26 protein-coding genes are annotated in these 25,471 nt (G+C 67.8%); 8 read left to right on the forward strand and 18 right to left on the reverse strand.

Annotated elements, in window-relative coordinates:
• Positions 1-37: 37 nt before the first annotated feature.
• The 11 genes from STRTUCAR8_RS02150 to STRTUCAR8_RS53145 form a co-directional block, all read right to left on the reverse strand.
• Positions 38-280 (reverse strand): helix-turn-helix domain-containing protein, encoded by a 243-nt coding sequence (locus STRTUCAR8_RS02150; RefSeq protein ID WP_006373764.1) that lies wholly within the window; start codon positions 278-280, stop codon positions 38-40.
• Positions 281-728: 448 nt separating this feature from the next.
• The gene (locus STRTUCAR8_RS02155) at positions 729-2,204 is read right to left on the reverse strand and encodes a hypothetical protein (protein WP_006373759.1); all 1,476 of its coding nucleotides are present in this window, start codon (positions 2,202-2,204) and stop codon (positions 729-731) included.
• 2 nt (positions 2,205-2,206) lie between these two features.
• Positions 2,207-3,067, reverse strand: a complete 861-nt coding sequence (locus STRTUCAR8_RS02160) for a bifunctional DNA primase/polymerase (protein ID WP_006373770.1) — start codon at positions 3,065-3,067, stop codon at positions 2,207-2,209.
• 84 nt (positions 3,068-3,151) lie between these two features.
• Positions 3,152-3,673 carry a hypothetical protein gene (locus STRTUCAR8_RS48670; RefSeq protein ID WP_006373771.1) on the reverse strand — a complete coding sequence of 174 codons (522 nt, stop codon included), beginning with the start codon at positions 3,671-3,673 and terminating at the stop codon, positions 3,152-3,154.
• A gap of 26 nt (positions 3,674-3,699) precedes the next feature.
• On the reverse strand, positions 3,700-5,487 hold the full coding sequence (locus STRTUCAR8_RS02170; protein ID WP_006373758.1) for a MarR family transcriptional regulator: 1,788 nt from the start codon (positions 5,485-5,487) through the stop codon (positions 3,700-3,702).
• A 266-nt stretch (positions 5,488-5,753) separates the two neighbouring features.
• Complete coding sequence (locus STRTUCAR8_RS02175; protein WP_006373763.1) at positions 5,754-6,110, reverse strand: DUF6251 family protein; 357 nt, start codon at positions 6,108-6,110, stop codon at positions 5,754-5,756.
• Positions 6,080-6,451 (reverse strand): RRQRL motif-containing zinc-binding protein, encoded by a 372-nt coding sequence (locus STRTUCAR8_RS02180; RefSeq protein ID WP_044471491.1) that lies wholly within the window; start codon positions 6,449-6,451, stop codon positions 6,080-6,082. The genes STRTUCAR8_RS02175 and STRTUCAR8_RS02180 overlap by 31 nt, the downstream gene beginning before the upstream one ends.
• Positions 6,451-7,362, reverse strand: coding sequence for a DUF2637 domain-containing protein (locus STRTUCAR8_RS02185; protein WP_006373743.1), 912 nt, complete (start codon positions 7,360-7,362; stop codon positions 6,451-6,453). The genes STRTUCAR8_RS02180 and STRTUCAR8_RS02185 overlap by 1 nt, the downstream gene beginning before the upstream one ends.
• Entirely contained in the window at positions 7,359-7,805 is a 447-nt protein-coding gene (locus STRTUCAR8_RS02190; RefSeq protein WP_006373751.1) for a Pycsar system effector family protein, read from the reverse strand. The genes STRTUCAR8_RS02185 and STRTUCAR8_RS02190 overlap by 4 nt, the downstream gene beginning before the upstream one ends.
• On the reverse strand, positions 7,802-8,068 hold the full coding sequence (locus STRTUCAR8_RS02195; protein ID WP_006373766.1) for a DUF6284 family protein: 267 nt from the start codon (positions 8,066-8,068) through the stop codon (positions 7,802-7,804). Before STRTUCAR8_RS02195 ends, STRTUCAR8_RS02190 begins: the two co-directional genes overlap by 4 nt.
• Before the next feature lie 89 nt (positions 8,069-8,157).
• Positions 8,158-8,307, reverse strand: a complete 150-nt coding sequence (locus STRTUCAR8_RS53145) for a hypothetical protein (RefSeq protein WP_006373756.1) — start codon at positions 8,305-8,307, stop codon at positions 8,158-8,160.
• A gap of 381 nt (positions 8,308-8,688) precedes the next feature.
• Between STRTUCAR8_RS53145 and STRTUCAR8_RS02200 the strand changes: the two genes are divergently transcribed.
• The 4 genes from STRTUCAR8_RS02200 to STRTUCAR8_RS49155 all read left to right on the forward strand — a co-directional run bounded on the left by STRTUCAR8_RS02200 (position 8,689) and on the right by STRTUCAR8_RS49155 (position 12,650).
• Positions 8,689-9,483, forward strand: a complete 795-nt coding sequence (locus tag STRTUCAR8_RS02200) for a GntR family transcriptional regulator (protein ID WP_006373755.1) — start codon at positions 8,689-8,691, stop codon at positions 9,481-9,483.
• Positions 9,480-10,142 (forward strand): YdcF family protein, encoded by a 663-nt coding sequence (locus STRTUCAR8_RS02205; protein ID WP_006373762.1) that lies wholly within the window; start codon positions 9,480-9,482, stop codon positions 10,140-10,142. The genes STRTUCAR8_RS02200 and STRTUCAR8_RS02205 overlap by 4 nt, the downstream gene beginning before the upstream one ends.
• Positions 10,143-10,735: 593 nt before the next feature.
• Positions 10,736-11,746: a hypothetical protein gene (locus STRTUCAR8_RS52260; protein ID WP_143666530.1), complete on the forward strand. Its 1,011-nt coding sequence runs from the start codon at positions 10,736-10,738 to the stop codon at positions 11,744-11,746.
• Between the two features lie 134 nt (positions 11,747-11,880).
• Positions 11,881-12,650, forward strand: a protein-coding gene (locus tag STRTUCAR8_RS49155) for an IS5 family transposase (RefSeq protein WP_086025708.1) whose coding sequence is annotated in 2 segments (ribosomal slippage) — positions 11,881-12,175 and positions 12,175-12,650 — 771 coding nt in all. Because the reading frame shifts where the segments join, the coding sequence is not laid out codon by codon here.
• Between the two features lie 19 nt (positions 12,651-12,669).
• Here the strand turns inward: STRTUCAR8_RS49155 and STRTUCAR8_RS02220 are convergent.
• Positions 12,670-13,002 (reverse strand): hypothetical protein, encoded by a 333-nt coding sequence (locus STRTUCAR8_RS02220; protein WP_234372788.1) that lies wholly within the window; start codon positions 13,000-13,002, stop codon positions 12,670-12,672.
• A gap of 1,027 nt (positions 13,003-14,029) precedes the next feature.
• Positions 14,030-14,857, reverse strand: a complete 828-nt coding sequence (locus tag STRTUCAR8_RS52265; RefSeq protein WP_143666531.1) for a nucleotidyltransferase domain-containing protein — start codon at positions 14,855-14,857, stop codon at positions 14,030-14,032.
• A gap of 585 nt (positions 14,858-15,442) precedes the next feature.
• On the opposite strand from STRTUCAR8_RS52265, the gene rlmN reads away from it, so the two are divergent.
• The 4 genes from rlmN to STRTUCAR8_RS02240 all read left to right on the forward strand — a co-directional run bounded on the left by rlmN (position 15,443) and on the right by STRTUCAR8_RS02240 (position 20,548).
• Positions 15,443-16,549, forward strand: a complete 1,107-nt coding sequence (gene rlmN, locus STRTUCAR8_RS02225) for a dual-specificity RNA methyltransferase RlmN (RefSeq protein WP_044471495.1) — start codon at positions 15,443-15,445, stop codon at positions 16,547-16,549.
• A 212-nt stretch (positions 16,550-16,761) separates the two neighbouring features.
• Positions 16,762-17,844, forward strand: coding sequence for a thiamine ABC transporter substrate-binding protein (locus tag STRTUCAR8_RS02230; RefSeq protein WP_006373768.1), 1,083 nt, complete (start codon positions 16,762-16,764; stop codon positions 17,842-17,844).
• The gene (locus tag STRTUCAR8_RS02235) at positions 17,820-19,529 is read left to right on the forward strand and encodes an ABC transporter permease (RefSeq protein WP_006373772.1); all 1,710 of its coding nucleotides are present in this window, start codon (positions 17,820-17,822) and stop codon (positions 19,527-19,529) included. Before STRTUCAR8_RS02230 ends, STRTUCAR8_RS02235 begins: the two co-directional genes overlap by 25 nt.
• Positions 19,530-19,531: 2 nt before the next feature.
• Entirely contained in the window at positions 19,532-20,548 is a 1,017-nt protein-coding gene (locus STRTUCAR8_RS02240; RefSeq protein WP_006373767.1) for an ABC transporter ATP-binding protein, read from the forward strand.
• A 146-nt stretch (positions 20,549-20,694) separates the two neighbouring features.
• On the opposite strand, the gene STRTUCAR8_RS02245 is transcribed toward STRTUCAR8_RS02240, so the two are convergent.
• The 5 genes from STRTUCAR8_RS02245 to STRTUCAR8_RS02265 all read right to left on the reverse strand — a co-directional run bounded on the left by STRTUCAR8_RS02245 (position 20,695) and on the right by STRTUCAR8_RS02265 (position 25,355).
• Positions 20,695-21,378 carry an LAETG motif-containing sortase-dependent surface protein gene (locus STRTUCAR8_RS02245; protein WP_006373757.1) on the reverse strand — a complete coding sequence of 228 codons (684 nt, stop codon included), beginning with the start codon at positions 21,376-21,378 and terminating at the stop codon, positions 20,695-20,697.
• Positions 21,379-21,531: 153 nt separating this feature from the next.
• Entirely contained in the window at positions 21,532-22,653 is a 1,122-nt protein-coding gene (locus STRTUCAR8_RS02250) for an LOG family protein (protein ID WP_006373746.1), read from the reverse strand.
• A 24-nt stretch (positions 22,654-22,677) separates the two neighbouring features.
• Complete coding sequence (locus STRTUCAR8_RS02255) at positions 22,678-23,091, reverse strand: VOC family protein (RefSeq protein ID WP_006373753.1); 414 nt, start codon at positions 23,089-23,091, stop codon at positions 22,678-22,680.
• Positions 23,092-23,202: 111 nt separating this feature from the next.
• Entirely contained in the window at positions 23,203-24,597 is a 1,395-nt protein-coding gene (locus STRTUCAR8_RS02260; protein ID WP_006373752.1) for a hypothetical protein, read from the reverse strand.
• A complete protein-coding gene (locus STRTUCAR8_RS02265) occupies positions 24,579-25,355 on the reverse strand; it encodes an ABC transporter ATP-binding protein (RefSeq protein WP_006373765.1) in 777 nt (258 codons plus the stop codon). The genes STRTUCAR8_RS02260 and STRTUCAR8_RS02265 overlap by 19 nt, the downstream gene beginning before the upstream one ends.
• Positions 25,356-25,471 lie beyond the last annotated feature (116 nt).

Below are 25,471 nucleotides of genomic sequence, written 5' to 3' on the forward strand. Positions count from 1 at the left end.
CTCCCTGGGGTGTTGAGCTGTGCGGTGCGTGCTTGTATCAGGCGGCGGCCTGGTCGGCGGTCTTGCGCTCGGTGACGTAGGTGCGCACGTCGGCGGGGTCGTAGCGGATGTGTTTGCCGATGCGGAATCCGGGCGGGCCGGTGTGCTTCTTGCGCCACTGGTAGACGGTTTCGAGGGGTACCTCGAACATCTCGGCGATGTCGCCGGGGGTGAGGTAGCGGTCCGGCAGCCCGGCGCGGAGCGTGGCGCGCGGGTCTGACTGTTCACGGGCGGTGCTCATGGCGTGTCCTCCGTGCGCGGGCAACGGGGCGTGTGTGTCCGAGGTGCGGATTTCTACGTCATTACGTCATCAGCGTCATTCAGGCTTCTGAACTGGGGTTTTGTGTGACGCTGCGGTGGGGTGTGCGTCATGGGCTGCGTCATCCGCGACTCAGCCCATGACGCAGATGACGCAGGATGACGCAGGCGCGGCCGTCTGCGTCATGGCTGTAGCCGCAGTTCAGGGGCCGTTTTCCGGCTTGCATGACGCAGATGACGCAGCGTTTCCCTCTTAGGACAAAAGAAGGGGCGTCTGTTGTGGTTCTGCGCTGCTTACAGCGTGAAGAAGGGGCCGCTGCGCGGCGCGACCTTGGGGCGGCGTTCCGCCGAACAGCAAGAGGAGCACCCCCACGGTTGCGGCTGGTGGTGCTCCTCTTGCTTGTCCGCGCCAGCGCCGGCGGAGGCGCGGGTCAGAACATCCGCTTCGGCTCTTCCGGGGGCGGGGTGGCCGGGCGGGTCATTTCGAGGTAGCGGCCTTCGCTGGTGCGGCCGGTGTCGATGAGGACGCCCCGGGCGGCCAGGGTGGGCTGGAGGCGTTTGAGGCGGTCGGAGAGGACTTTGCCGGTGGTCGGCCAGCCTTTGGGCAGGGCGCGTAGTTCGTCGCCACTGTGGAGGCGGCTGAGGCAGTGCAGCCACTCGGTGGACGTCATCCGCTGCGCGCCGCCCGGCTCGATGGTGTCGGCGTGCTTGAGGACGGTCTGTGCGAGGAGGTCGCCCTCGATCACGTCGTCGTTGAGGTCGTCGAGACTGGCCCGGTACGCGGGGAGAGCTCCGAGGCCGGTTGCGGCATCGAGTTGCGCGCACAGGTGGGCGAAGTCCGCCATCCGTAGATCGGTGGGAGTCTCCGCCGCGACCGCGCGGACCTTGACGGCGAGGTCGAGGAGCGAGCCGAGAACGACGGGCAGCACGTCCGCGTACTCCGCCCACAGTTCCGCCTCGGTCCGCCGCACCTGGGGGCGTTCCAATCGCAGGGGCAGGAGTCGTTCGGCGAGGTCGGGTCGGATGACTCCCACGTCGATGCCGGTCAGGAGCAGGGGGCGGCGGTAGCCGACGCGGAAGACGTCCCCGTCGGTGAACAGGGCCCGCTTGACGCTCTCGGCCCCGGTCACGATGCAGCACATCGCGTCGGACAGGTCCGGGGTCATATGGGAAAGGTTGTCCAGGGCGGTCACCCATCCAGCCGCCACTGCGGCGATCAGGTTCTCTTCGTCCTTGGGTGCGCGGCGCAGGTCGCCGCTCATGCCCTCGATGATCCGCACGAGCATTCGCCCCCCGGTGGACTTGCCCGCGCCCTGCGGACCGGTGAGGAACGGCGCGGGGACGGGCACGGACGGTCCGAGGCAGCCGATCAGCCACGCGATGGCCAGGCATTCGGTCTCGGCATTGGCGAAGTTGCACAGCCGCATCAGCAGGTCGATGCCCTTGCCGTTGGTTTCCTTGGCGGGCAGTGGGAGTTCGCCGGTGAGCTGGGTGCGTCGCCAGCAGACTTCGCGGGGGTCGGGTACGAGGATCTCCCAGCCGGTGGGGTGGATACGGACGGACTGCCCGTCATCACGGCCCAAGTCCAGCCAGGTCGCCCCGTCGTATCCGGGCGCTACGCGGATGTGGACGGGCTGGACGTCCTCGTACAGGGCGAGTGCTTCGATCAAGTCCAATGCCTCCTTGAGGGCGGTCCCGTTGAACACGCCGCGCCCGTCCTTGAACAGGCCGACCATGAGTTCCTGGCGGTGGCTGCCGGTGGTGCCTTGGGAGCGGATGGGGCGGGCGACGGGGTGGCCGTTCTTCTGCGCGTAGACGGTTCCTTCGGCGGTGCGGAAGTAGCGGAAGTGCGATTGGGCGTAGTCGGTGATGACCTCGCGGGCGGGGTTCTTCTCGTCCTCGGCCATGGCTACAGTCCCAACCTGGTCAGGGCATTGGTCCACGCGTCGGTGCAGTGCCGGGCCGACTCGCCCTTGGCCTGCGCGGCGGCGAACAGCCGCACGGTGTGCGCCTCGGTCAGACAGCCGCACCGACCGTGCGCGGAGAGCACCGCGAGGAACGTCCGGTACACGGTGGCGTGCACCGCACTGGACGCTTCCGTGATGCGCTGCTCCGCCATCGCGATGCCACGGTCCAGATAGGCCGGCGTGCGGTGACGGCACTCCCCGCCCCCGACCAGCGCGGGCACCGTGAGGGCCGCCGGTCGAACCGCGGTTGGTTCCTTCACGGCCAGCGCGCGCACGATGTCCGGCAGCGCGGTGGTGGTGCCAGTGCCGGGACCGAGCCACCGGGCGTAGGCCATCGTCGACTTGATGTCCACGCCGGGCCGTACGGCGTTGGCGGACCGCATGGCGCCCTGGTAAATCCAGTGCTCACCCCTGGTGGTGGGCACGGTGCAGGTGACGGGCAGGGTCGCGCGGGCCCACGCGATGGCCGCCTCGTTGTCGAGGTCGACCACGGTCAGCCCGGCGCCGCCGGGGTGGTACGCGACGGCGGCGGCCCGGCGCCACGCGGACGCCCATGCGGGCGAGTTGAGGGTGTGCAGGTTGGTCGTGGCGGCGGCCCACCCGTGGCAGGGAGCAGGGCACTGGCAGGCGCCGGGGTGCTTCATGTTGGGCCGGTCGCCGCAGGCGCCATCCGCGCAGGTACGGCAGTTGCCGAACGGCAGCTTTCCCGCCCGCAGGGGCAGCGGGGGCACTCCGGCCGCTGCCAGGGTGAGGGCGGTGTGCAGGTGGGCGGGTGCTCGCCGAATGTCGGTGGGTTGGGTCATGCTGGAGGTCTCCAGTCCTTTGAGGGTGCTGGGTGACAAGGGCGGCCCCGCACTTTGGCGAGAGGGGGGCCGCCCTTGGCGTCGCTACTGGTTCTTGGCCCAGAGGGCGTAATGCCGACGGACGTAGCCGCGCGGGTCGTCGTTGACGTCCGCCCGGTCGGTGTCGATCAGATAGACGGCGGCGGCTACGGCGGTTTCGGTGGCGCCGCCGTGGGGGTCGTCGGGCTCGTCCAGGAGCGCGATGCGGTCCAGCAGCGCGGCCTTACGGAGGTAGAAGTCCCGGTCCAGGTCGGTGTAGAGCTTCCGGCCGGCGAGGGTGCGGGCGGTCCAGCCGATCTCGCTGTTGATGCTCGGTGCGTCGCCGTACGCGTCCGCCGGCGTCGGCCACAGTTCCGGTGTGGGGTGGTCGTCGTTGTCCGGGGTGGTGTCGGGCAGGAGGAACGAGCGGGCAACGGTCGCGGCGACGGCGGCGATGTTGCGGGGGTCGTCATTGGTGGTGCGGTAGTCCTGCCGGTCGCACTGCTCCCAGATGGCGAGGGCGAGGGCTTCCATGAGCGGGTCGTTGTCGTCCCAGACGGCGGCGGGCGTGGTTGCGGGCGTGGTCATGGCGTCCTTTCGGGGCGGGGTGTTCATCAGGCGGCGGCGGTGTCGTCGCCGCTTGTGGCGGCGAGCCGGCCGTCCACGGCGCGGGCGATGGTGCCGCTGGTGGTGAGGGTTTTGACGGCCTTGGATACGGCGCCCTTGGACAGGCCCGTGATCGTCGCCAGGTCCTTCTGGAGGACCGGTTCGTCGGCGGTCTCGATGGCCTTGAGGACGCGGGCGACGGCGCTGTCCGTGGCCGGGGCCCCACCGGTCGCCGTGTTCTTCACGAGGGTGAGGGTGGGGGCGCCCGCAACCTGCACGGCGGGTGCGACCGTGCGGGACCAGGGGGTGCGGTCGGGCAGGGCGATGACGACGGCCTTGTCCATGTAGCGGACCTTGATCGGGTCGGGCTTGCGCTTGCCGTCACGGATCAACGCCACACCCGGGACCGGGAGTTCGTCGGCGTTCCAGCCCTTGGCCTGCGCGTCCTCCCCGAGCACGACACGGGCCTCGGCAGGGGTGCGAACAGCCAGGCAGATAGACACGCCGATCTGTGGGGCGATCTGCTTGGGGATGCCGTCGCCGATGGTGGGCTTCTGGGTCATCCACCACAGGTCGATGCACGCCGCGCGGCCCATCCGGGCAAGGGACTCCAAACCAGGCAGCGCGGAACGGTTGACGGTGCGGGTCTTGCCGTCTGCGGTCTGGGTCTCGCAGGGGACTTTGTCGGCGGCGGTCATGACCTCGGCGCCCTCGTCGACGACGACCGTGATGCGCGGCCGGTCGGGGGTGGGCGTCCAGGTGTCCTGTCCCTTGGGCAGGATGCTGAGCCGTTCCAGCATCTCCGTCTCCAGTTCGTCGACCACGTCGACGACTTCGCGCGGGGTGGAGGCGACGCGGGCCCGGTGGTCCCACAGGCGTCCTTCCACGCGCTTGAGGTCGATGATGACGAGCGCGTTCGCGTCTCCGTCGGACGCCGCGTACAGGAGCGGCCGGGACGCCACGGACTTGCCCGCGCCGGACCGTCCGGCGATCAGGAGCCGTTCCCCGAGCGGCACCATGACCTGCTCGCCGGTGACCGTGTCGACCCCGAGGGAGCGCTGTTCGGGCGTCCAGGTGAGGTCGTCGCCGTCGGCGGCGCTGCGGGTGCGCAGGGTCAGTTCGGCCCAGCCGCCCTGCTTGCCCGCCTTGATCTGCATCCGCAGGCTTGTGCGCGCCCCGATCAGCGCGCGGACGTGGTCTTCGGCCGAGCGGAGCTTGGTGGCGGTCCAGGTGCCGTCGAGGCGGACGGCACACACGATGCCCGCCTCGGTCAGCCGGGGCCGGCCGGTCAGCGTGCCGACCAGGCCGCGCTGTTCGGCGTGCTCCTTCCAGTGCTGCGGCTGCAGCCGCTTGAGCAGCGCCGATTCTTCTGCGGTGGGCTTGAGTCCGGTGGTGTCGCGTTCGCGGACGGCGATCCACACGGACAGCGCGGTGACGGCGGCGACGAGAGCGACCGCCGACCACACCCACACGCGGGTCGGAACCTGCGGTAGCCACACGTATCCGGCGACGGCGAGCGCGGCGCTGGTCTTGGCGGCGAACAGCCACAGCGGGTCGGGCACGCGCCGTTTGGCGGTGCGCAGTTCGCGTTCCGCGCGGTGGCGGATGGAGGTGATGCCCTCGGGGTCGATGGCGCGTGCGGTGGCCAGCGCGCGGCGGGCGTCACGCACCAGCGGCTTGCGGTCGGCCCGCATCGCGCGGCGGCGTTCGGCTTCCCTGCGCCACCGCTCGGCGGACCAGCGGGCGGCGGTTGCTGCGTACTGGCGGTGGGTGCGCCAGACTTGTCCGTGACTCACGGTTTCCTCGTTTCGGGAGTTGAGTGGGTCGGTGGTGACGGTCCCTGCGACGGCCCGTCACCACACGCGTGCGCTTACGCGCAGTGAAGGTGTTTCCGGTTTCCTGGTTTCCGGGGTGGTCCCTACGCGTGTGCGCGCGAGGACGGAAACTTCCGTCACCCTGCGTCGCTATAGGGCCTCTCGCGCCCGAACAGCCCTCCGGGGGTCAAACCCCCTGCGGAAGACTGTTCGGGCGCCCTGCGGGCCGCCTACGGCCTCACGGTGTGTCAGCGGCCTTTGCGGCCGGTGGGCTTGGTGCTGGTGGTGACCGAGCGGACCACGGTGACCACGGCCCAGCCGAGCACGAGCGCGATGAACGCCAGCATCGCCAGGTTCGCGGCGATGGCGGTCAGCGCGGCGACGAGCAGCGGACCGAAGTAGACGCCGGCCGCGACCGCCCCCGCGCCGACACCGGAGCCGAGCGCGACGCGCTGCACCGTGCGGTCCGGCGGCGCCTGGTGGATGTGCACCACCTGAGGCCCGACCGGCTGAGCGGCGGGCAGGGCGGCGGGGTCGGCGTAGACGTGCTGGCCGTCGGGGAGCTGGACGACTGTCAGCGGGCGGTGTGCGGGGAGCTGTTCCATGACGCACCCTCCGGGGCGTTGTCGGGGAAAGCGCAGGCAGGACACATGCCGAGCGAGGTGGGGATGACGTATCCCGCATCCCGGCGGCACTTCGGGCAGGTGCGGCGGGCGGTGTTGGCCTTGGCCAGAGCCGCCCACCGCGCCGGGGTCATCGGCCGGACCGGTTTGGCGTGCTCGATGCGGTAGAGGTAGGCGACCAGCGGGCCCCGACAGCGCCGGGGCCTTTCCACCTGCGCCGCCACCTGCTGGCCGCCCGGACGCAGTCCGAGGGCACGGAGTTGGCGGTAGGTCGCATAGCCGTCCGGGGCCAGCCGCCACCGGAACACTGGCAGCGTCCCCATCAGGCGGCGCGCTCGGCGCGCAAGGTGTCCCGCAGGACGCGGGCGTTCGCCGGTGAAGTGCGCAGTTCCCGCCGGATGGCCTCGGCGGTCAGCGCGGACGTCGACCATGCGGCCGTGACCGTGCGCGCCTCATCGAGCAACTGAGCCTGCGTGCGCCGGGGCCGACCCGTACGGGCGAGGTCGGGAACCCGACCGGTCGCCCGCCGCGCACGCGGCGCAGCAGCGGCCACCGCACGCGAGACGACCGGCAACACGGGGACCGGGTCGATCGACGGCATCGGCTTGAGCCCCGGAGTCGACTTCAGGAAGTCGACCGGATCGGGCAACCGCACCACCGACGCCGTGACCGGCTCGATGATCGGCGCGGGCGTCGATTCGAGCAGGTCAGCCATAGACCGTTTCCTCATGATCTCGGCTGATTCCTCTGCATTCGTGACCGAGGCCGGAATCGAGGCGACAACGGGCGCGGGAGCGGGGGTCGATCGATGGTGCAGCACCTTGGCGACCAGATCGGATCCGAAGTAGATCGACCCGACCGGAAGCGACGTCGCCAACAGAACAAGGGCCCAGTTCGCGGGGTCCCAGTCGGCCAGCCGCCCGAAGTCGACCGTGCGGCCGTGCAGCTCCGGAACGAGACCGTGGACGTAGTTGAGGACCAGGGAGGCGAGCGTGTAGGTGCCCAGCACTCGCAGCGCGAACGTCCGGTCCTGGTCGACCAGTACGAGCGTGGCGACCAGGGCCAACGCCATCAGACCGTCGACCACGAACGGATACAGCGTGGCCGCCGTCGCGTCGGCGCCGACCGCGCCGGCGATGTCCCGCAGGGCGTTCCACGAGACGCGGAACGCCATACCGACCACGGCTACCAGGGCCAGGACCAGGGCGGCACGGCCCTTGCGGTTGAGGTTCATGCCGCACCCCCGAGGGTGAGCAGCGCGGCGAGGATGAGCAGGGCGCCGCCGGTCAGGGTGCAGTCGACCGCGCGGCGCAGACCGGTGAACTTCCGGACGGCGATCCGGGACAGGCCCGCAATGTCCGCGCCTCTGTCCTCGGCGAGCGCGGTGGTGATCTGCTCGGGGGTGAGCGTCGCCCACAGCGGGAAGCCACGGCCCCCGCCCAGGTTCGGACGCACCGACCACAGCAGCACACCAGCCGCCGCGACCAGCAAACCCATACCGAGACCGCCCGCCACACAGGCGGGCACGTTCAGCGGCGCATCCTTGGCGACCGTCCAGGTGCCAGCCAGGACCGCGCCGACGAACGCGAGCAACAGACCGGTTTTGGTGTCGGTCCGTGCGATCTCCGCTTTCACCTCGGCGTGCGCGGCGGCGAGAGCCTGCGAGGTGGCGTTCACGCGCCCACCTCAGGAGTGCTCGGGGCGGCCGTGTTGGCGAGGGTGCGGCGGGCGGTGAGCACCTTGCGGCGGGCCCGGCGGATACGCCGTGCGTCCAGCTCGGTCGGGGTGCGGTCCATGGTGATGATCTGTGCGTCCAACAGGTCGATCTGCGCGAGGATCAGCGGCATCTCGCGCTCGATGGCGTCCAGCTCAGCGGCCGTCGGCTCCATCCAGTCGGCGAACGCGGTAACAGCATCCTGAACAGTGACGATGTGCTTCATGGGTCGTGATCTCCCTAGCCGGTGTTACGGCCCGAAAGCGGCTCCGGTGTTCGAGCACCGGAGCCGCGCGCCGTTGATGAAGTGGTTGGTCAGCTCTGGCGGCCGTAGGCCTCGTTCAGCTCGCTCTCGACGTCCGTGCACTGGCCGGACGTGATGCGGTCGTAGACCTCCTGGCCGCTCTGAACGGCTTCCGGGGAGGTCAGGTCGGTGGTGGACTCCTGCGACTTCATGCCGAACATTGCGGTCTCCTGAGGTGTCGTAGGTGCGGGCCAGCGCCGAATAGATCGGCGGGCCCAGTTCCCCTGCCTGCTTTGCTGCGTACGCCCGAGTGGCCGGGCAGGGACTGATCTGTTGTTGACGGTCATCACCCGGCCGTCGCGGGGGCGGAATCAATCCCGCCGGTGCTTCTCCCTCTTCAGTTTTCAAGGAACGACCAGGTCAGGGCCCCACATGAAAGCGAGCTATCCCAAACCGGCACGGCTATGAAGCAGCCCAAACGAGCCCTTCCGGGTCGCTGTCCTAGGACTGCGACCGGCCTGAGAAGACGATGACATGCAGTCCCAGGACTGTCAACAGTCCTGGGACTGTGCTTCACTGGGACGCATCGAAGGGAGTTCGGCTTGGCACCCAAGTGGCGTGAGCTGGCTGATCGGCTCGCGGAAGAAATCAGGAACGGCGATTACGCGCCGGGGGCCCAGTTGCCCCAGATCAGAGACCTTGTCGAGGCTGGGGAAGGCTCCAAGTCCACGGTCCATCAGGCGTACAAGGCGCTTGAGGCCGAGGGGTTGGTGACCTCGGTACGCGGGCACGGCACGGTCGTGCGCCCACGCACCCCGCTAAAGCGGCTCGGCATCGCCCGGTACGACAAGGCGAAGTGGCGCGACGGCGATGAAGTCGCGTTCATCGCGGACCGTGTGGCGTCAGGGCGTGAGTACAAGCGCAACGAGCAGACACAGACCGTGAGCCGTGTCGAGGCGAGCACTGCCGTCGCCGAAGGGCTCGGCGTCCCGGTCGGCTCCAGGGTGTACGCACGCGCTCGACTGGTGAAGGAGGGGACCCAACCCACCCACACCCTGACAAGCTACTACCGGCCTGAACACGTCGAGGGGACACGCATCGTCGACCCCGCACCGGGCCCCGCTGGCCGTGGCGGCGGATACAGGGTGCTGTACGACGCGGGTTACGAGATCGACCACATGCGAGAAGCCCTGTTCGCCCGTGTCCCCGCAGCGGACGAAGTGAAGCTCTTGCAGTTGCCGCCAGGCGAACCCGTCGTAGAACTGCACCGCACCACCTACACAGCAGACGGCACGGTCGTCGAGTACGCCATCGGCATCCACTCGGCCTCACGCTTCGCATGGGAGTACGACTTCAAGGTTCCAGACTCGGCACAGGACGGAGAGGGCCAGAAATGATCTCGGCACAGGCATGGGCGGACGCCCGACTTCTGTGGGACTACCACCTCATGCACCACGACCCACGGCCCTGCTCGGTCGCCGTTGGCTTGGGGAGCCACGACCTTGGCGTGGCCGACGTGACAGCAGAGTTGTATCGCCAGGGCATGGCCCCGGTGGTCGTGTTCACAGGGGCCACCAGCCCTACGACCCGAGCACGTATGCCGCGCGGCGAGGCCGTCCATTACCGGGAGCGGGCGTTGCAGCTCGGTGTGCCGGACTCCGCCGTGTTGCTGGAGCCGCGCGCCACGAACACCGGCGAGAACATTGAGTTCACGAAGGCGGTGCTGGTCGAGGCCGGTATCAAGGCCTCGTCTGTCCTACTCGTTAGCAAGCCGTACGAAGAGCGGCGCTCGTACGCCATGATGCGAAAGCTCTGGCCTGAGGTCGAGGTGGTGTGCGCGTCCAGCCCGCTGGACTTGGAGGAGTACGCCGACTCCATCGGGAATTCCCGCATGGTGATCGACATGATCGTAGGCGCCCTGCAACGAGTGCTTGTCTTTCCGGGCTTGGGTCTGGCTATTGAACAGGTAGTGCCGGAATCCGTGGTGGCCGCCTACGAGCGATTGTGCGGCGCGGGTTTCACCAGCCGAATCATCTCTGAGCCAACCAGCGCTTGAGTTTGCGCTGCGCGGCAAGGGCATCGGCAGGCTCATCCCAGCAGTAATCTTCTTGACTTCTTCAACGATCGGGAAGTCCATTCCGTATCCAGTAGCCCGCCCGGATCACGCTGGGCGGGCTACTGCGTTTCTTGAGTGCATCGAGTGCCTTCACCGTCCGCCTCCTGCTGGCGGATGTCGCCAACTGCCCTGGCAGTGCGACCACCCAGCCGCGCTGTGCCGGGCAGGCTCCCGGCTCCGCTCGGGGCTGCGCTCATGTACTCGGCTCACGCTGCCCCGGCGCCCGCCACGTGTGGATAGGGTGCTTGGGTCGAGAGTTGAGCAACCGACGTAGCCGTGCCGCTGCTGAAAACATGCCTTCAGCGGGGGATCGGCGGACACCAGGACGGAGAGGGCATCGTCCGGACTGCGGGCACATCGTGGCGTGCATGGTGGGCTCTCCCGTTCCATGCTGTCTAGGTCGACGGTGGACCGGATGGGAGGTGCGGGCTGCTGATTCCTTCCGAGATCTCGCCGCTATCCATAAATGGATCGGCAGGAAAGACTTCGTGTGCCAACCTGGTCACAAGCTCAATCGGAAGGCGAGAAGCGTCATGACATTCCCTGAGGATCGTCGGCACCACCTAGCTGGCGCGTTGACGCACATGGCATCGCGGCTCTCTGACCACATCGACCGGATCGATCACGGCAACGTGGCAGCGATTGATGACCTTGCCGTCGCCCTCCGGTCGCTCGTTGGAGCAGGTAAGGGGAACGCTGTGCTACTCACGGCTTGTCGAGTGTTCAGCCTTGATCAACCAACGATTCAAGCTTCACGAGCACCGGCAGGTTCTGGATCCTACCTGTCAATAGGGTCGATACCTGTAGAGGAACCAGGCGCTACCCTTCACGGGGCTCGCGAATTGAAGCTTTCCAAATGGGTTCAGGAGCCAGTGCTTCGCTTCGCCACGAAATCTGGAACTGTTTCGTACAGCTGGGACAAGTTCATCCGCGAATATGCCAACAAATGGGGCGGGGCTCATTTTGATTCTGTGATTCCTGACGAACTCTTCACGATTGACCGGCATGCGGCGGCCGGCGTCGTCATGAGTACCTATCTGCTACGCACCGCCGGAGTGGCTGTATGGAAGATGGTGCAGAGCGCTCTGACTAACATCCTTAAACCGAATGTTGAAGCTGGAGAAGTAAGGTTTTTTGCTGCCCCAGGTGCGAGCTCACCAATGCCCGACTATAAGAAGCAGTGTGGGCAATTGCAATGGCTTACACTATCAACCGACAACATGGATTTCGGCTGGTACGTGGATAACGATAGCCAGAAAAATATTCTGAGACTATCTTTCGGTGCCATCCCCTATGATATTCACTATCAGTTCGGAGATGTCGACCAGAAGGGGAAATTTAGCCATTTTCCGCCTCGAGGACCACGCCATGAGTCTCTCAAAGCACCTATTACCGTAGACTCATCACGTAAAGGCACCGCCACGGGAGTCACGGTATCGATCCAGCAATTGGCGGAACTGTCCGGGCAGCGACCCGACGGCAGTACAGCAGCGGACGTCAGCAGATCATCGGCACAAGTGGCGAAGACGTCGGCCCAAGGGTAGCGGCCATCCCAGGTTACTTCGAGCTCGTAACAGGATCTTGTTGAAGTGTCCTCGTCGGGCGTGACCGATGTGACGATTCGGCCGTTCGGGATGGTGTGAGTACTCGGCCGTGGATCGTGGACGACGACTTGTGGATGCTGATCGAGCCGTTGCTGCCGCCCTGGCCGGTGAAGTCGCCGGGGCCGCGGCCGGTGGCGGACCGGCTGTGTCTGCAGGGCATCCTGTACGTCCTTCACAACGACATAGCCTGGCAACTCCTGCCGCTGGAGCTGGGGTTCGGCTCGGGGCAGACCTGCTGGCGACGGCTGGATCGCTGGCGGCGGGCCGGAGTCTTCGACCAGCTGCACCGCGTCCTGCTTGCCGAGCTGAACGCTGCCGGTGAACTCGACTGGTCTCGCGCGTGTGTGGACGGTTCCCACATCCGCGCGAAAAAGGGGGAGCCGACACCGGTCCGTCGCCGGTCGACCGGCGCAAGACAGGCAGCAAACACCACTTGATCTGCGACGGACGCGGCACCCCGCTCAAGGTGATCACCACTGCGGCCAACGTCAACGACGTCACCCAGACCCTCGCCCTGATCGACGGCATCCCGCCTGTGGCTGGACGTCCCGGCCGGCCCCGCCGCCGCCCCGACGCTCTGCTCGGCGACAAGGGCTACGACTCCAACCCCCACCGCGAAGAACTCCGCAAACGCCGGATCCTGCCTGTCATCTCCCGCAAGGGCTCCCCGAACATCAAGGGCCTGGGCAAACTCCGCTACGTCGTCGAGCAGACCTTCGCCCTGCTCCACCAGTTCAAACGCCTCGCCGTCCGCTGGGAACGCCGCACCGAACTCCACGACGCCTTCGTCTCATTAGCCTGCAGCCTCATCTGCTGGAGGCGGCTGAAGAAGCACCGGTCGTGATCGTGTCACGAGCCTTTAGCTACAACTCACACCACTCACCCAAAGGACCGGCCGTCCGTGGCTGGGCGAAGTCGTACACCAGGCCCCATGCCCGATCGGTGTCCAGGACAAAGTCGCCCGTGAACGCGGCGAGGTCGTCCATGATCGGGACTTCGATCTCGGCACCCGAGGGCACGGTGCCGTCTCCTACCAGCAGAGACATCCGCTCGGCGTCACTCATCAGATGGACGATCGCGTGATCACCTCGGAAGGCCAGGACCAGCACCGGGAACTCCGTGTCCGGCGACCGAACCTCGACGTACCCCTGGCCGCAGGAACGCAGGTCGTTGAAGCGGTCTGACAGGTCTTTCACCTCTGAACGTCTCTCAACCGGATGGAACAGCCCAGATTCCGGCGACGTCGCCGCCCACATCACACTCATCCAGCCGCTCTTCCCCACACAAACCATCGCCCGCGATCCAGAGCCACGCTCTCACGCTCCACCACGACAGGACTACCGGGCCTGGGCCGCATGATCGTGTTACGAGCTCTTCGGGACGATGTTGCAAGGCAGATTCTAGGTGGCCAACCTACGGGCCCACAGTTGGTTTACGTGATCTCCATGTCGCTTATACAACCAAGTTGGAGTAGGCGGCGCTCCTGAAGTAGCGACGCAGTAGTCGCCGTAGGCTGAAAGTAGGGCGCCAACTCGGCTCGATCTGAGTTCCTCATCTATGCAATCTGAGAGCGCCTCCAAACGTCGGTCGAGTAGCTCACTCTTCGAATGAGCCGAATTCCATGCTGCTACTTCCGACCATTGCGTGAAGGCGGCTCCAGATGCCAGGGCAACAACTATCAAACGAGCCAAGATTAAGTTCTGCTTATCGGACGCGAGAGGAATGGCCACAAGCACAGCAGTTACTGCGACGACTACAAACCCCCACAGGATTCTTCCGTAGTAGTCGGCAGCTTCCTTGTACATAAACTTGTTCCAGAATGCGTTCTCCTGGAGGTGGTCACATAGGCGTCGCATTCCAACAGGAGCAGTACTAGAAAAATAATTCGGGGGGACTGGTTCGGGAAGTTGCTCTCCCTGTCGGGGCCAAACTCGGATCAGCCAATTGTTTAGATCCACTCGCTCCTCGGCCGCCCCTAGAGCGTCTAGCAGCAACCCTCTCGTTCGCCCTTCCTCTCCCTCGTTGTGACGATTCCCGGCACCCCGCCGCACAGACCACACGTAAACTTGGACGCCGAGAGCAAGTAGTGCCGGAATGTAAGTGTAGGGATTCGCAATAAAAATCGACAAGACACTTAGTAGAAATGTGGCCACCTGGAGCCATCTGCTTCTTCTGTATAGCTCTCCAGCCTTCTCTAGCTGACTATTGGCCAGTGCGATGATCTCAGAAGACGACAGTTGGGAATTGTTCACCGAGCAAGCACCTCCAGCGTTCCATAGATCCCGCAGTGTCACCCTGTGCGGCCAGTTCAAGCGCATCTTGAGCCATCAGTGCAGCTTTCCTGATGACGCTTTTTCCATGGCCCGTCACCTTATCGGGCTTATTCGCGTCGGCTTCTCTGAAGAAAGTAGCAAGCGCCTCGGGCGGTGTGGGCATTTCTGTCCACTTGAGGAAGGTTCGGCTCATGACGCCTTCGATTTCATATGAAGGGATCGGGCTGCCGTTCGCTCGACTCCACCACTTTGCTAGGCGGATAGCCTGCTTGAATTCGTCGCCGAGCTGTAGAGAGAGCTGCTCGATTCGTTGATCCTGTCCCGCCGGATCATAGTTAATCCAGGATCGCTGTTCGGCGGGAATCTTGAAGAGTGAATGGCCTGAGGTATTTTTTCCTGCGATAAATGCAGGTACAACATCAATGCCTGGACCGTCGTTGAGCGTAATGTGAACCGCACTGTCAAAATCTTCGATGCTGGAGTATGTGCGTGCCAGATAGTCAGAGATAGCACTAATTGCCAGCTTCGAATTTTCCATCATTTTAGGATCATCGTTGATGATGGCGATGATATCCACGTCTGAAAACGTTCGAATCGCCGTGGATCGCGCCATGGAGCCCGTGATGACACATTCCTGTACTAGCGAAAAGTTCATTAGGTTCTCGCGAACCGACTCTGCTCGGTTTAAGGCCGCCTCCTGCTCAGGCACGGTTAGACTGATGCGATCTAGCAGTATGTGAAAGTTCTTCGTTGGTGAATTTTTCATGGAGTTCTGCACATCCGATTCCTGCTTACTTTGGTACGTGGGTGCCGCTATCGGCCTCAACGGTTCCTCGCAAGTCAGCCCTCCGACAACGACTGCAGCCACAGGCAAGCTAGGCGCTTCAGTCCCTTGCGCGGAGAGGATCGGCATGAACACGTTGCCAGCATGCCAGTTGGTGACTTGCGAGGAGCCTCAACCGGAGCATCGGGTGGTGGCACGGGACTCTCCCTTGGCGTACGAGTCCACGAAGTAGCGCCTCATGGCGACAACTGGTGACGCGCCAGAACCGTGCCCCATAGGACGGTCAACCCCTGTCAACGACGGCTCGCTGAGGCCGAGACAGACCGCTGACCTGGCGTTCCACGATTACCGAAGTCACCTGGGCGTTCCGGCGGCAGATCACCTCCGCCCTTACAAGGCGGATTTCACCGGCACCGACGTGCCTCCGTGCCCTATATCTTGGCAGGTCGGAGCCCATCTCAGGGGCCGTCTATGGGCCGTCTGAGGGTGGCCAACGACGGCCAACGACGACAGGCAACGACCAGAGCCAGAACCTTCCGGCGCAGGTCACACGATTCGATCTGCGACACTGGTATGGCCATGCCTAAGCCCGGAGAACTCACATTCATCGCCCCGCGCGGAGCTCAGAAGCCGCCGCGGCATCTTGCCGATCTCACGCCTGTCGAGCGTAAAGAGGCCGTTGCCGCGATCGGTGAGAAGCCGTTTCGTGCCAAGCAGCTCTCGCAGCACTACTTCGCGCGGTTCGCGCACGACCCGGCGGAGTGGACGGACATCCCGGCCGCCTCGCGCGGCAAGCTCCAGGAGGCGCTGCTTCCGGAGCTGATGACGGTCGTCCGTCATCTGTCGACCGACCAGGACACCACCCGCAAGACGCTGTGGCGGATGTTCGACGGGACGCTCGTCGAGTCGGTGCTCATGCGGTACCCGGACCGGGTGACCATGTGCATCAGCTCGCAGGCCGGGTGCGGGATGAACTGCCCGTTCTGCGCGACCGGACAGGCCGGGCTGGACCGGAACCTGTCCACCGCCGAGATCGTGCACCAGATCGTGGACGGGATGCGTGCGCTTCGGGACGGGGAGATCCCCGGTGGCCCCGCGCGGCTCTCCAACATCGTCTTCATGGGCATGGGTGAGCCCCTCGCCAACTACAAGCGCGTCGTCGGCGCCATCCGCGCGCTGACCGACCCCGCGCCCGACGGCATGGGGCTGTCGCAGCGTGGGATCACCGTCTCGACCGTCGGACTGGTACCGGCGATCAACCGGTTCTCCGACGAGGGCTTCAAGTGCAGGCTCGCCATCTCCCTGCACGCGCCCGACGACGAGCTGCGCGACACGCTCGTCCCCGTCAACACGCGGTGGAAGGTCCGAGAGGTCCTCGACGCCGGGTGGGAGTACGCGGCGAAGTCGGGGCGTCGGCTGTCCATCGAGTACGCGATGATCCGGGACATCAACGACCAGGCCTGGCGTGGTGACCGGCTCGGGCGGCTGCTCAGGGGCAAGCCTGTGCACGTCAACCTGATTCCGCTGAACCCGACTCCGGGGTCCAAATGGACCGCCTCGCGGCCCGAGGACGAGAAGGCGTTCGTCGAGGCCATCGCCGCGCACGGGGTGCCCGTCACCGTTCGGGACACCCGGGGGCAGGAGATCGACGGGGCGTGCGGTCAGCTGGCGGCCACCGAGCGGTAGTCTTACGCCGTACATACATATCTTCATATTCCGACAGGGGAGCGCCACAGCGCTGAGAGTGCGGGACAGACCGCAGACCCTCTGAACCTCGCCCAGGTCATTCTGGGTAGGAAGTTCGGTCATCACTCAAGCTGTTGCGCCCTGCCCGGAACCCGCCATGGGGTCCGGGCAGGGCCGCGTCTCTTCCTGGTCATCCCAGGAGGAAGAAACCGGTGAACATCACCAAGCAGGTCACGGCCCTCGCCGTCGGGCTCGGGCTCGTCACGCTGTCCGCGTGCGGGTCCGACGACGGCGGCAGCGGTTCGGCGGCGGACTCCAAGACCGTCACCCTCGTCAGCCATGACTCGTGGGCCGTCTCGAAGAGCGTCCTCGCAGCCTTCGAGAAGCAGTCCGGGTACACGGTCAAGGTCCTCAAGGACGGCGACGCCGGCCAGGCCGTCAACAAGGCGATCCTGACCAAGGACAACCCGCAGGGCGACGTCTTCTTCGGCGTCGACAACACCCTGCTCTCCCGCGCGCTCGACAACGGGCTCTTCCAGTCGTACGAGGTGAAGGACGCCGACGCGATCCTGCCCGCGTACCGGACGGACGACGACAAGCACCGGGTCACCCCGATCGACACCGGCGACATCTGCGTCAACTACGACAAGGCCTGGTTCAGCGAGCACAAGCTGACCCCGCCCGAGTCCCTCGACGATCTGGTCAAGCCCGCCTACAAGGACCTCCTCGTCACCGAGAACGCCTCCACCTCCTCGCCCGGCCTCGGGTTCCTGCTCGGCAGCGCCGCCAAGTACGGCGACGACGGCTGGGCCGGCTACTGGACGAAGCTCAAGGCCAACGGCGTGAAGGTCGTCGACGGCTGGGAGCAGGCGTACAACGAGGAGTTCTCCGGGTCGGCCGGCGGCAAGAAGGCCAAGGGGGACCGGCCGCTCGTCGTCTCGTACGCCTCCTCGCCGCCCGCCGAGGTGATCTTCGCCGACCCGAAGCCGACCACCGCGCCGACCGGCGTCGCGACCGGCACCTGCTTCCGGCAGATCGAGTACGCCGGGCTGCTCAGCAACGCCGGGAACAGCGCGGGAGGCAAGGCGCTGCTCGACTTCCTGGTCGGCAAGACCTTCCAGGAGGACATGCCGCTCAACATGTTCGTGTATCCCGTACGGGAGGGCGCCCAGGTGCCCGCCGAGTTCACGGAGTTCGGGCCGCAGGTCAAGGACCCCGAGACGATGGACCCCGCGAAGATCGCCGAACACCGTGACCAGTGGGTCAAGTCGTGGACATCGCTCGTACTGAAGTAGCGGAAGCGACGGGAGCGACGGGAGCAGCGGGAGCGGCTGCGCGTCGGCGGGGCGCCGCCCTGCGCGGTGGGCTGCTGGTGCTGCCCGTCGTCTTCTTCGGGCTCTTCTTCGCCTATCCCGTCGCCGCGATCGTCGCGCGTGGCCTGCATGTCGACGGGGTCTGGCGGCTCGGGCAGCTGGGGGACGTGCTGGGGGACTCCGGTATCCGGCACGTCCTCTGGTTCACGGCCTGGCAGGCGCTCGCGTCCACCGTCCTCACGCTGCTGGTCGCGCTCCCCGGCGCGTACGTCTTCGCGCGCTTCGATTTCAGGGGCAAGCAGATTCTGCGGGCCGTGGTGACCGTGCCGTTCGTGCTGCCGACCGTCGTCGTCGGTACCGCCTTCCTGGCGCTGGTCGGGCGCGGCGGGCTGCTCGACGAGCTGTGGGGTGTACGGCTGGACACCACGGTGTGGGCGATCCTGCTCGCGCACGTGTTCTTCAACTACGCCGTCGTCGTACGGACCGTCGGCGGGCTCTGGGCGCAGCTCGACCCGAGGCAGGAGGAGGCCGCGCGGGTGCTCGGAGCCTCGCGGTTCGCGGCCTGGCGGCAGGTCACCCTGCCCGCTCTCGCGCCCGCCGTCGCAGCGGCCGGGCTCATGGTCTTCCTCTTCACCTTCACCTCCTTCGGAGTGGTGCAGATCCTCGGCGGACCGACCTTCGCCACCCTCGAAGTGGAGATCTACCGCCAGACCTCGGAGATCTTCGACCTCGGTACGGCCGCCGTGCTGACCATCGTCCAGTTCCTGGCGGTGGGCACGGTTCTCGCCGTGCACGCCCGGACGGTACGGCGACGGGAGAGCGCGCTGCGGCTCGTGGCGCCGGAGACGACAGCACGCCGGCCGCGAGGCCGGGGCCAGTGGGCCCTGCTCGGCGGAGTGCTCGTGAGCATCGCCGTCCTGCTGGTGCTGCCGCTCGCCGTGCTCGTCCAGCGGTCGTTCGCCACGCCCGGCGGCGTCGGCCTCGGCTACTACAGGGCGCTCACCCGCGACGACTCCGGCATCTTCCTGGTGGCGCCGATCGCCGCCATCGGGAACTCGCTCCAGTACGCCCTCGCCGCCACCGGTATCGCCGTCGTCGTGGGCTCGCTGGCGGCTGTGGCACTGACCAGACGCGATGCCGGGCGGCTCGTACGGGGGTTCGACGCGCTGCTGATGCTGCCGCTCGGGGTGTCGGCGGTGACCGTCGGGTTCGGGTTCCTCATCGCGCTCGACGAGCCGCCGCTCGATCTGCGCAGCAGCTGGATCCTCGTACCGCTCGCGCAGGCGCTGGTCGGGGTGCCGTTCGTCGTGCGGACCATGCTGCCGGTGCTGCGTGCCGTGGACGGGCGGCTCAGGGAGGCGGCGGCCGTGCTCGGGGCGTCGCCCTGGCGGGTCTGGCGCGAGGTCGATCTGCCGATCGTGCGGCGGGCGCTGCTGGTCGCGGCCGGGTTCGCGTTCGCCGTGTCGCTGGGCGAGTTCGGGGCGACCGTGTTCATCGCCCGGCCCGACAACCCGACCCTGCCGGTCGCCGTTGCCCGCCTGCTGGGCCGGCCCGGGGACCTCAACTACGGCCAGGCGATGGCCCTTTCGACGATCTTGATGGTGGTGTGCGCGGTGGCTCTGCTCGTCCTGGAGCGGCTGCGGACCGACCGGACCGGGGAGTTCTGACCATGCTCAGTCTCGAAGGCGCGACCGTACGGTTCGGGGCGCGGGCCGTGCTCGACGGCGTCGGCCTCGATGTCGCCGAGCACGAGATCGTGTGCGTGCTCGGGCCCAGCGGCAGCGGGAAGTCGACGCTGCTGCGGGCGGTCGCCGGACTCCAACCCCTGGACGCGGGGCGCGTGTCGCTCGACGGCCGGGATCTCGCCGGGGTGCCCGCGCACAAGCGGGAGGTGGGCCTGATGTTCCAGGACCACCAGCTGTTCCCGCAGCGGGACGTCGGCGCCAACGTCGCCTTCGGGCTGCGCATGCACCACGTACCCAAGGCTCAACAGGACGTAAGGGTAAGGGAGTTGCTGGACCTGGTCGGGCTGCCGGGGGCCGCCGGACGGGGCGTCGCCGCGCTCTCCGGCGGGGAACAGCAGCGTGTCGCCCTCGCCCGGGCCCTCGCGCCCCGCCCCCGGCTGCTGATGCTCGACGAACCGCTCGGCCAGCTGGATCGCTCGCTGCGGGAGCGCCTCGTCGTCGAACTGAGGGAACTGTTCGGCCGGTTGGGCACCACCGTGCTCGCCGTCACCCATGACCAGGGCGAGGCCTTCGCCCTCGCCGACCGGGTGATCGTGATGCGCGACGGCCGAATCGCCCAGTCCGGTACGCCACTTGAGGTCTGGCAGCGGCCCGCCGACGAGTTCGTGGCACGCTTCCTCGGCTTCGACAACGTCGTCGAGGCCACGGTGAGCGGGCAGGTCGCCGACACCCCCTGGGGCAAGATGCCGGTTCCCGAGGGTGCGCCTCAGGGACAGCGCACACTGCTCGTACGGCCCGCCGGTGTGCGCCTGGTGCCCGCCACCGAGGGCCTGCGCTGCACCGTGACCGCGCGCACCTTCCGGGGTACGCATGTCGCCGTCCAGCTGCGGCCCGAGGACGCGCCCCGCCTGGAGGCCGCGTGCGCGCTGCGCGAGGCACCGGAGCAGGGCGCCGAGGTCGGCGTGGTCTTCGACGCGTCCGAGATCGTCGTGCTCGGCTGAGGGGCCCACCCATGGGGTCAGGTGCCGCTCACGCGATCGACGAGCGGCCGCAGATCGCCGAGTTCGTGCAGCGGAGTGGCCCGCCCCCTGATGCACGGGACGGGCCACAACGTAGAGCCAGGTACTGCGGATACAGCGAGCGGACGTCAGTTGCTGGACGCTCCACGACGGCGCAGGCCGAAGAAGACGGCGCCGCCGCCGACGACGACCAGGGCAGCCGCGATACCGGCGATCACACCGGTGTTCGAGCTGGCGCCGGTCTCGGCGAGGTTGGAGCTGCCGCCCGCGGGCGTCGGAACGCTGCTCGCGGGGGCACCCGGGGTGCTCTCGGAGGCCGACGGGGTCGGGGTGGCCGACTCCTCGGGCTCCGACGCCGACGGGGTGGGAGTGGCGGACTCCTCCGGCTGCGAAGCCGAGGGGGTCGGGGTCGGAGTCGGGGTCGACTCCGTCTTGCAGGCCTCGTCCGGAGTGAGAACGCCCGACTTGATGTCCTCGTCGACCAGCTTCCCGGCCTTGACGTGAACGCGGTACGTCGTGTTCGGCGCCCAGTCCTCCGCGAAGTCGACGGTGACGCCCTCACGGCTGCCCACGACGTCCTGGGTGCCGATGAGCTTCTCGCCCAGGAAGACGGTGACCGTGGCGGGGGTGCCCGACGGGTCCTTGTCGGTGACGCTGATGACGCCGTTCTCGCCGTCGCACTTGGCGACGGCGGAGAACTCACTGATGTTGCAGGCGAACGCGTTGCCCGCGACGCCCAGCGCGAGCGCGGCCGAGGCGGAGGCAACACCGAGGATGCGCATGGAACGCGCGGTACGGAGAGATATGGACACGGTTGCCCTTCACGGGATGCACAACTGAGGGAGTGGGAGGGAGTGAAGAGACCTCATCACCTCGTCACCCCCAGGAGTCTCACAGGTTTATAAGCGCAGCATAAGGGCTGTCAATCTGTATGCAGGCTCCAGGCATTGGTCTTTGCCTACCCGTTAACCGGCGAGGCGTTTCAAAGCGTCCGGGGCGTCCTCAATACGGTCGACCAGGGCGATTCGGTCCTCCATCGCTCGCCCCCGCGCCAGCGCCTGGAGCAGTGGCCAGGCGGGCAGCCGCTCGGTCCAGTGGGCGCGGTCCACCAGGACCATGGGCGTGGGCTCGCCGCGCGACTGGTAGTAGTTCGGGGTCGCGTTGTCGAAGATCTCCTGTACGGTCCCGGCGGCGCCCGGCAGGAAGACTATCCCCGCGTTCGAGCGGGCCAGCAGGCCGTCCTCGCGGGTGGCGTTGGCGAAGTACTTGGCGATGTGCGAGGCGAAGGCGTTCGGCGGTTCGTGCCCGTAGAACCAGGTCGGGATGCCCACCGAACCGGCCCCCTCGGGCCAGCGTGCGCGGACCTCGAAGGCGGCGCGCGCCCAGTCGGTGATCGAGGGAGTGAACGACGGCGCCCCGGCGAGGAGTTCGCACGCCTCGTCGAGCATGGCGTCCTCGAAGGGCGCCGCGTACGCGCCGAGGTTCGCCGCCTCCATCGCGCCCGGGCCACCGCCCGTGGCCACCGTGAACCCGGCGCGCGTCAGCTCGCGCCCCAGGCGCGCGGCACCGGCGTACTCCCGCGTACCGCGTGCCATCGCGTGGCCGCCCATCACCCCCACCACCTGCGCCCGGCCCAGGAGTTCGTCGAGGGCGTCGGAGACGGCGTCGTCGTGGACGGAACGCAGCATCGAGGCGTAGATGTCGCCGTCGGCCTTGGTGCGCTGGAACCAGGCGTACCCGAGGGCGTCGAGAGTCCGCTCGTAGCCGTCGTCGAGCCCGGCGAACAACTCGTCCGGCGAGTAAGGGTGGCCGCGGTACGGGTCGAAGGGCAGGTCCGGGACCGGGGGGAAGACCAGGGCGCCGTCCGCGCGGATCTTCGCCGCCGCGTCCGGACGCATCGGGCAGCCGAGGAAGACGGCCCCCGCGGCGCTGCTGGTCAGCAGTTCCTTCGTACGGTCCGTCAGATCGACGGCCTGGACGCGGAATCCGGCGAGGGTGCCGCGGGCCGAGACGACCGCGTCGAACTCCTGGAGCGTCTCGATCTCACGGTCGTCGTGGTGGGCCGCATGGGCGGGACTCGTCTGCACCCGCCCATGTAAGCACGGGTGGTGTCAGCCCTGGACGGCCGCCGGGTCCATCCACATGACCTCCCAGGTGTGGCCGTCGAGGTCGTCGAACGCGCGGCCGTACATCTGGCCGTAGTCCTGCGCCTCGCGCGGCTCGGTGCCGCCCGCCGCGAGCGCCCCGTCGACCAGCTCGTCGACCTTCGCCCGGCTCTCGGCGCTCAGACAGATGAGGACCTCGCTGGTCTTCGTCGAGTCCGCGATCTCCTTCTTCGTGAAGTCGGCGTAGCGCGGCTTGCTCAGCAGCATCGCGATGATGGTGTCGCTGATCACGACACAGGCGCAGTCGTCCGTCGTGAACTGCGGGTTGATCGTGTACCCGAGCTCGGTGAAGAACTTCTTCGAGGCGGCGACGTCGCCGACGGCCAGGTTCACGAAGATCATCTGCTGGTACTCGCTCATGAGGGTCTCTCCCGGTCGGTGTGATGCTGTTCGGTGGGGTAGACCCGCGGGCTGTGCGGAACTCATCGGTGCGTACAGAGTTTTTCGTTCAGATTTTTTTCGTACGGGTTCTCAGGCGGTCAGCGGCAGCGCCGCCAGCTCCGCGATCAGGAAGGTCAGCGGGGCGAACAGGGCGAGGAGAGCGGCGGCGCGCAGGCCTGCGGCGGTACGCAGGGTGGTGGCCGGTGCGCCCAGGCGGAGCAGGGCGGCGGTGGTGTCCGCGCGGGCGTGTCTGGCCTCGGCGGCGGCCGTGAGGAGCGTGGCGACGGCGCAGCCCGCCACGACCAGGGCGCCCAGGGTGGTGAGGGGGCCGAGGGACGGGTCGTCGGCGGCGTCGTCGTACAGCACGAGCATGGCGTACGCGCCCGATGCCACCGCGCAGACGACGCCCAGGGGGCGGCCGATACGGGTCGCCTCCTCCATGAGGACGCGGCCGGCGAGCAGACGGAGGGCGCCGGGGCGGACGGCCTGCAGCAGGCGACCGCAGAAATGGGTGAGGCCGGGTCCGGCCAGGGCGAGGCCCAGGGCGGTGAGGGTCCAGCCGACGAGTACGGCGGCGGGACTGTCGGTGGCTCCGCCGGGCATGGCGAGGCGGGTGTGGGGGGTGCGGGCGGCGTACGCCTCCACGGCGAGGCCGGCCGCGAGGACGGCGATGCCCCAGGGGAGGCCCCGGGGGGTGGGGCGCGGGGTGGGGAGGGCGTGCGGGTCGGTGGTGGTCAGGTCGGTGGTGGTCAGGTCGGTGGGGACCGGGTCGGTGACCTGGTCCGGGGATTCGGCGGTGTCCGGGGCCGGCTCCGAAGGGCCGGCCGCGCTGTCCGGCGCCGGACGCGGTGTGGAGCGCAGATGGGCGCCGAACCGTCCGTACGCGCCGAACGTCTCCCGGGTGCTCTGGGCGCCCTCCGCTCCGAACCGGCCGTACCTCCGCAGGCGGGTGCCCTTGCCCGGTGCCGGGCGGGTTTCCGTCGGCCGCAGTGTCAGGGCGACCGCGACCGACGCCGCCACCGGTACCAGGGTCAGCAGCGTCAGGGCGGCCGGGAGAGGGAGGGGGTGGTCGGCGGCCAGGAAGTCCGCCGCGTCACCGTCGAACGGCATGCCCGTCAGGTCGCCCCGCAGGTGGAGGAAGAACAGCAGGGCCAGCATCGAACCCAGGGTGCAGGACAGGACCGTCGTCGTGGCCGCGACGGCCATCAGCCGGGCCGGGCCCAGGCCGATCGCCGCCAGGCCGGGGCGCGGTCTCGTGCCGGGGTCCGTGCGGGCCACCGTCACCGCGAAGTAGACCGTGGCCGCCAGCGGGGCCACGCACCAGGCCAGACGCAGGGCCGAGCCGCCGGGGGTGTTCTGGTGGGCGAGGGCGTGGCCCAGGGTGCCCAGGAGCAGGAAACCCGTGGCAGCCGACGCCGTCGCGACCAGGAGCCGCCGGAGCTGGACGCCGGGGTGGCCGCCGCGGGCTAGACGGAGAGCGAGCACGCCGCCCGGCCTTCCGCGTCGGTGCCGGTCCCGGTTTCGGTCGCCGTGCCGTTCGCGGTGACCGGAGGCAGGTGGACGGTGTTCACGCGCCGCCCGTCGAGCAGCGAGACCGTGCGGTCCGCGAGTGCCGCCGTGTCCGCGTCGTGCGTCGCGAGGACCACGGTGATGCCGTGCGAGCGGGCCGCTGTCGTCAACGTCCGCAGGACGTGCGCCCGGTCCGCCTGGTAGAGGGGCGCCGTCGGCTCGTCGGCGAAGAGGACCGTGGGGCCCGGGGCGAGCGCGCGGGCGATCGAGACGCGCTGGCGTTCGGACTGGCGCAGCTCACAGGGGCGTTTGCGGGCCCGGTCGCCGATGTCGAGGCGCTCCAGCCACTCCAGGGCCGCCGTCTTGGCACGCCGGCGACTGGTGCCGCGCAGCATGAGAGGCAGGGCCGCGTTCTCCCAGACGTTCAGTTCCGGTACGAGGACCGGGGCCGGGTCGATCCAGCCGAACCGGTCGCGGCGCAGCCGTTCACGGGTGAGCGGGCCCATCGTGTGCACGGGCACGCTGTTGAACCAGACCTCGCCCCGCAGCGGTCGTACCAGGCCCGAGAGGCAGCGCAGCAGGGTCGTCTTGCCGCTGCCGCGCGGGCCGCTGACGGCGAGGATCTCGCCCTCCCGGACACCGAGCGAGACGCCGCTCAGCGCCGGCGAGCCGTCGTTGTGCTGGTAGTGCAGGGCGCGTGCCCAGAGCACGTCGTTGTCCGGCGGGGCCACCATGGGCGTACACCTCGTTCAGATCCGTAATTCCCTGAGTCCATCCCCCGTGCGGGGGAACGAAGACAGGGCCGATCGGTTACAGGGCACGCTAAGGACGTGGGCCGGGAACGCCGGCA

Origin of the sequence: Streptomyces turgidiscabies Car8 (genome assembly GCF_000331005.1) — a bacterium.
Lineage (GTDB): Bacteria > Actinomycetota > Actinomycetes > Streptomycetales > Streptomycetaceae > Streptomyces > Streptomyces turgidiscabies.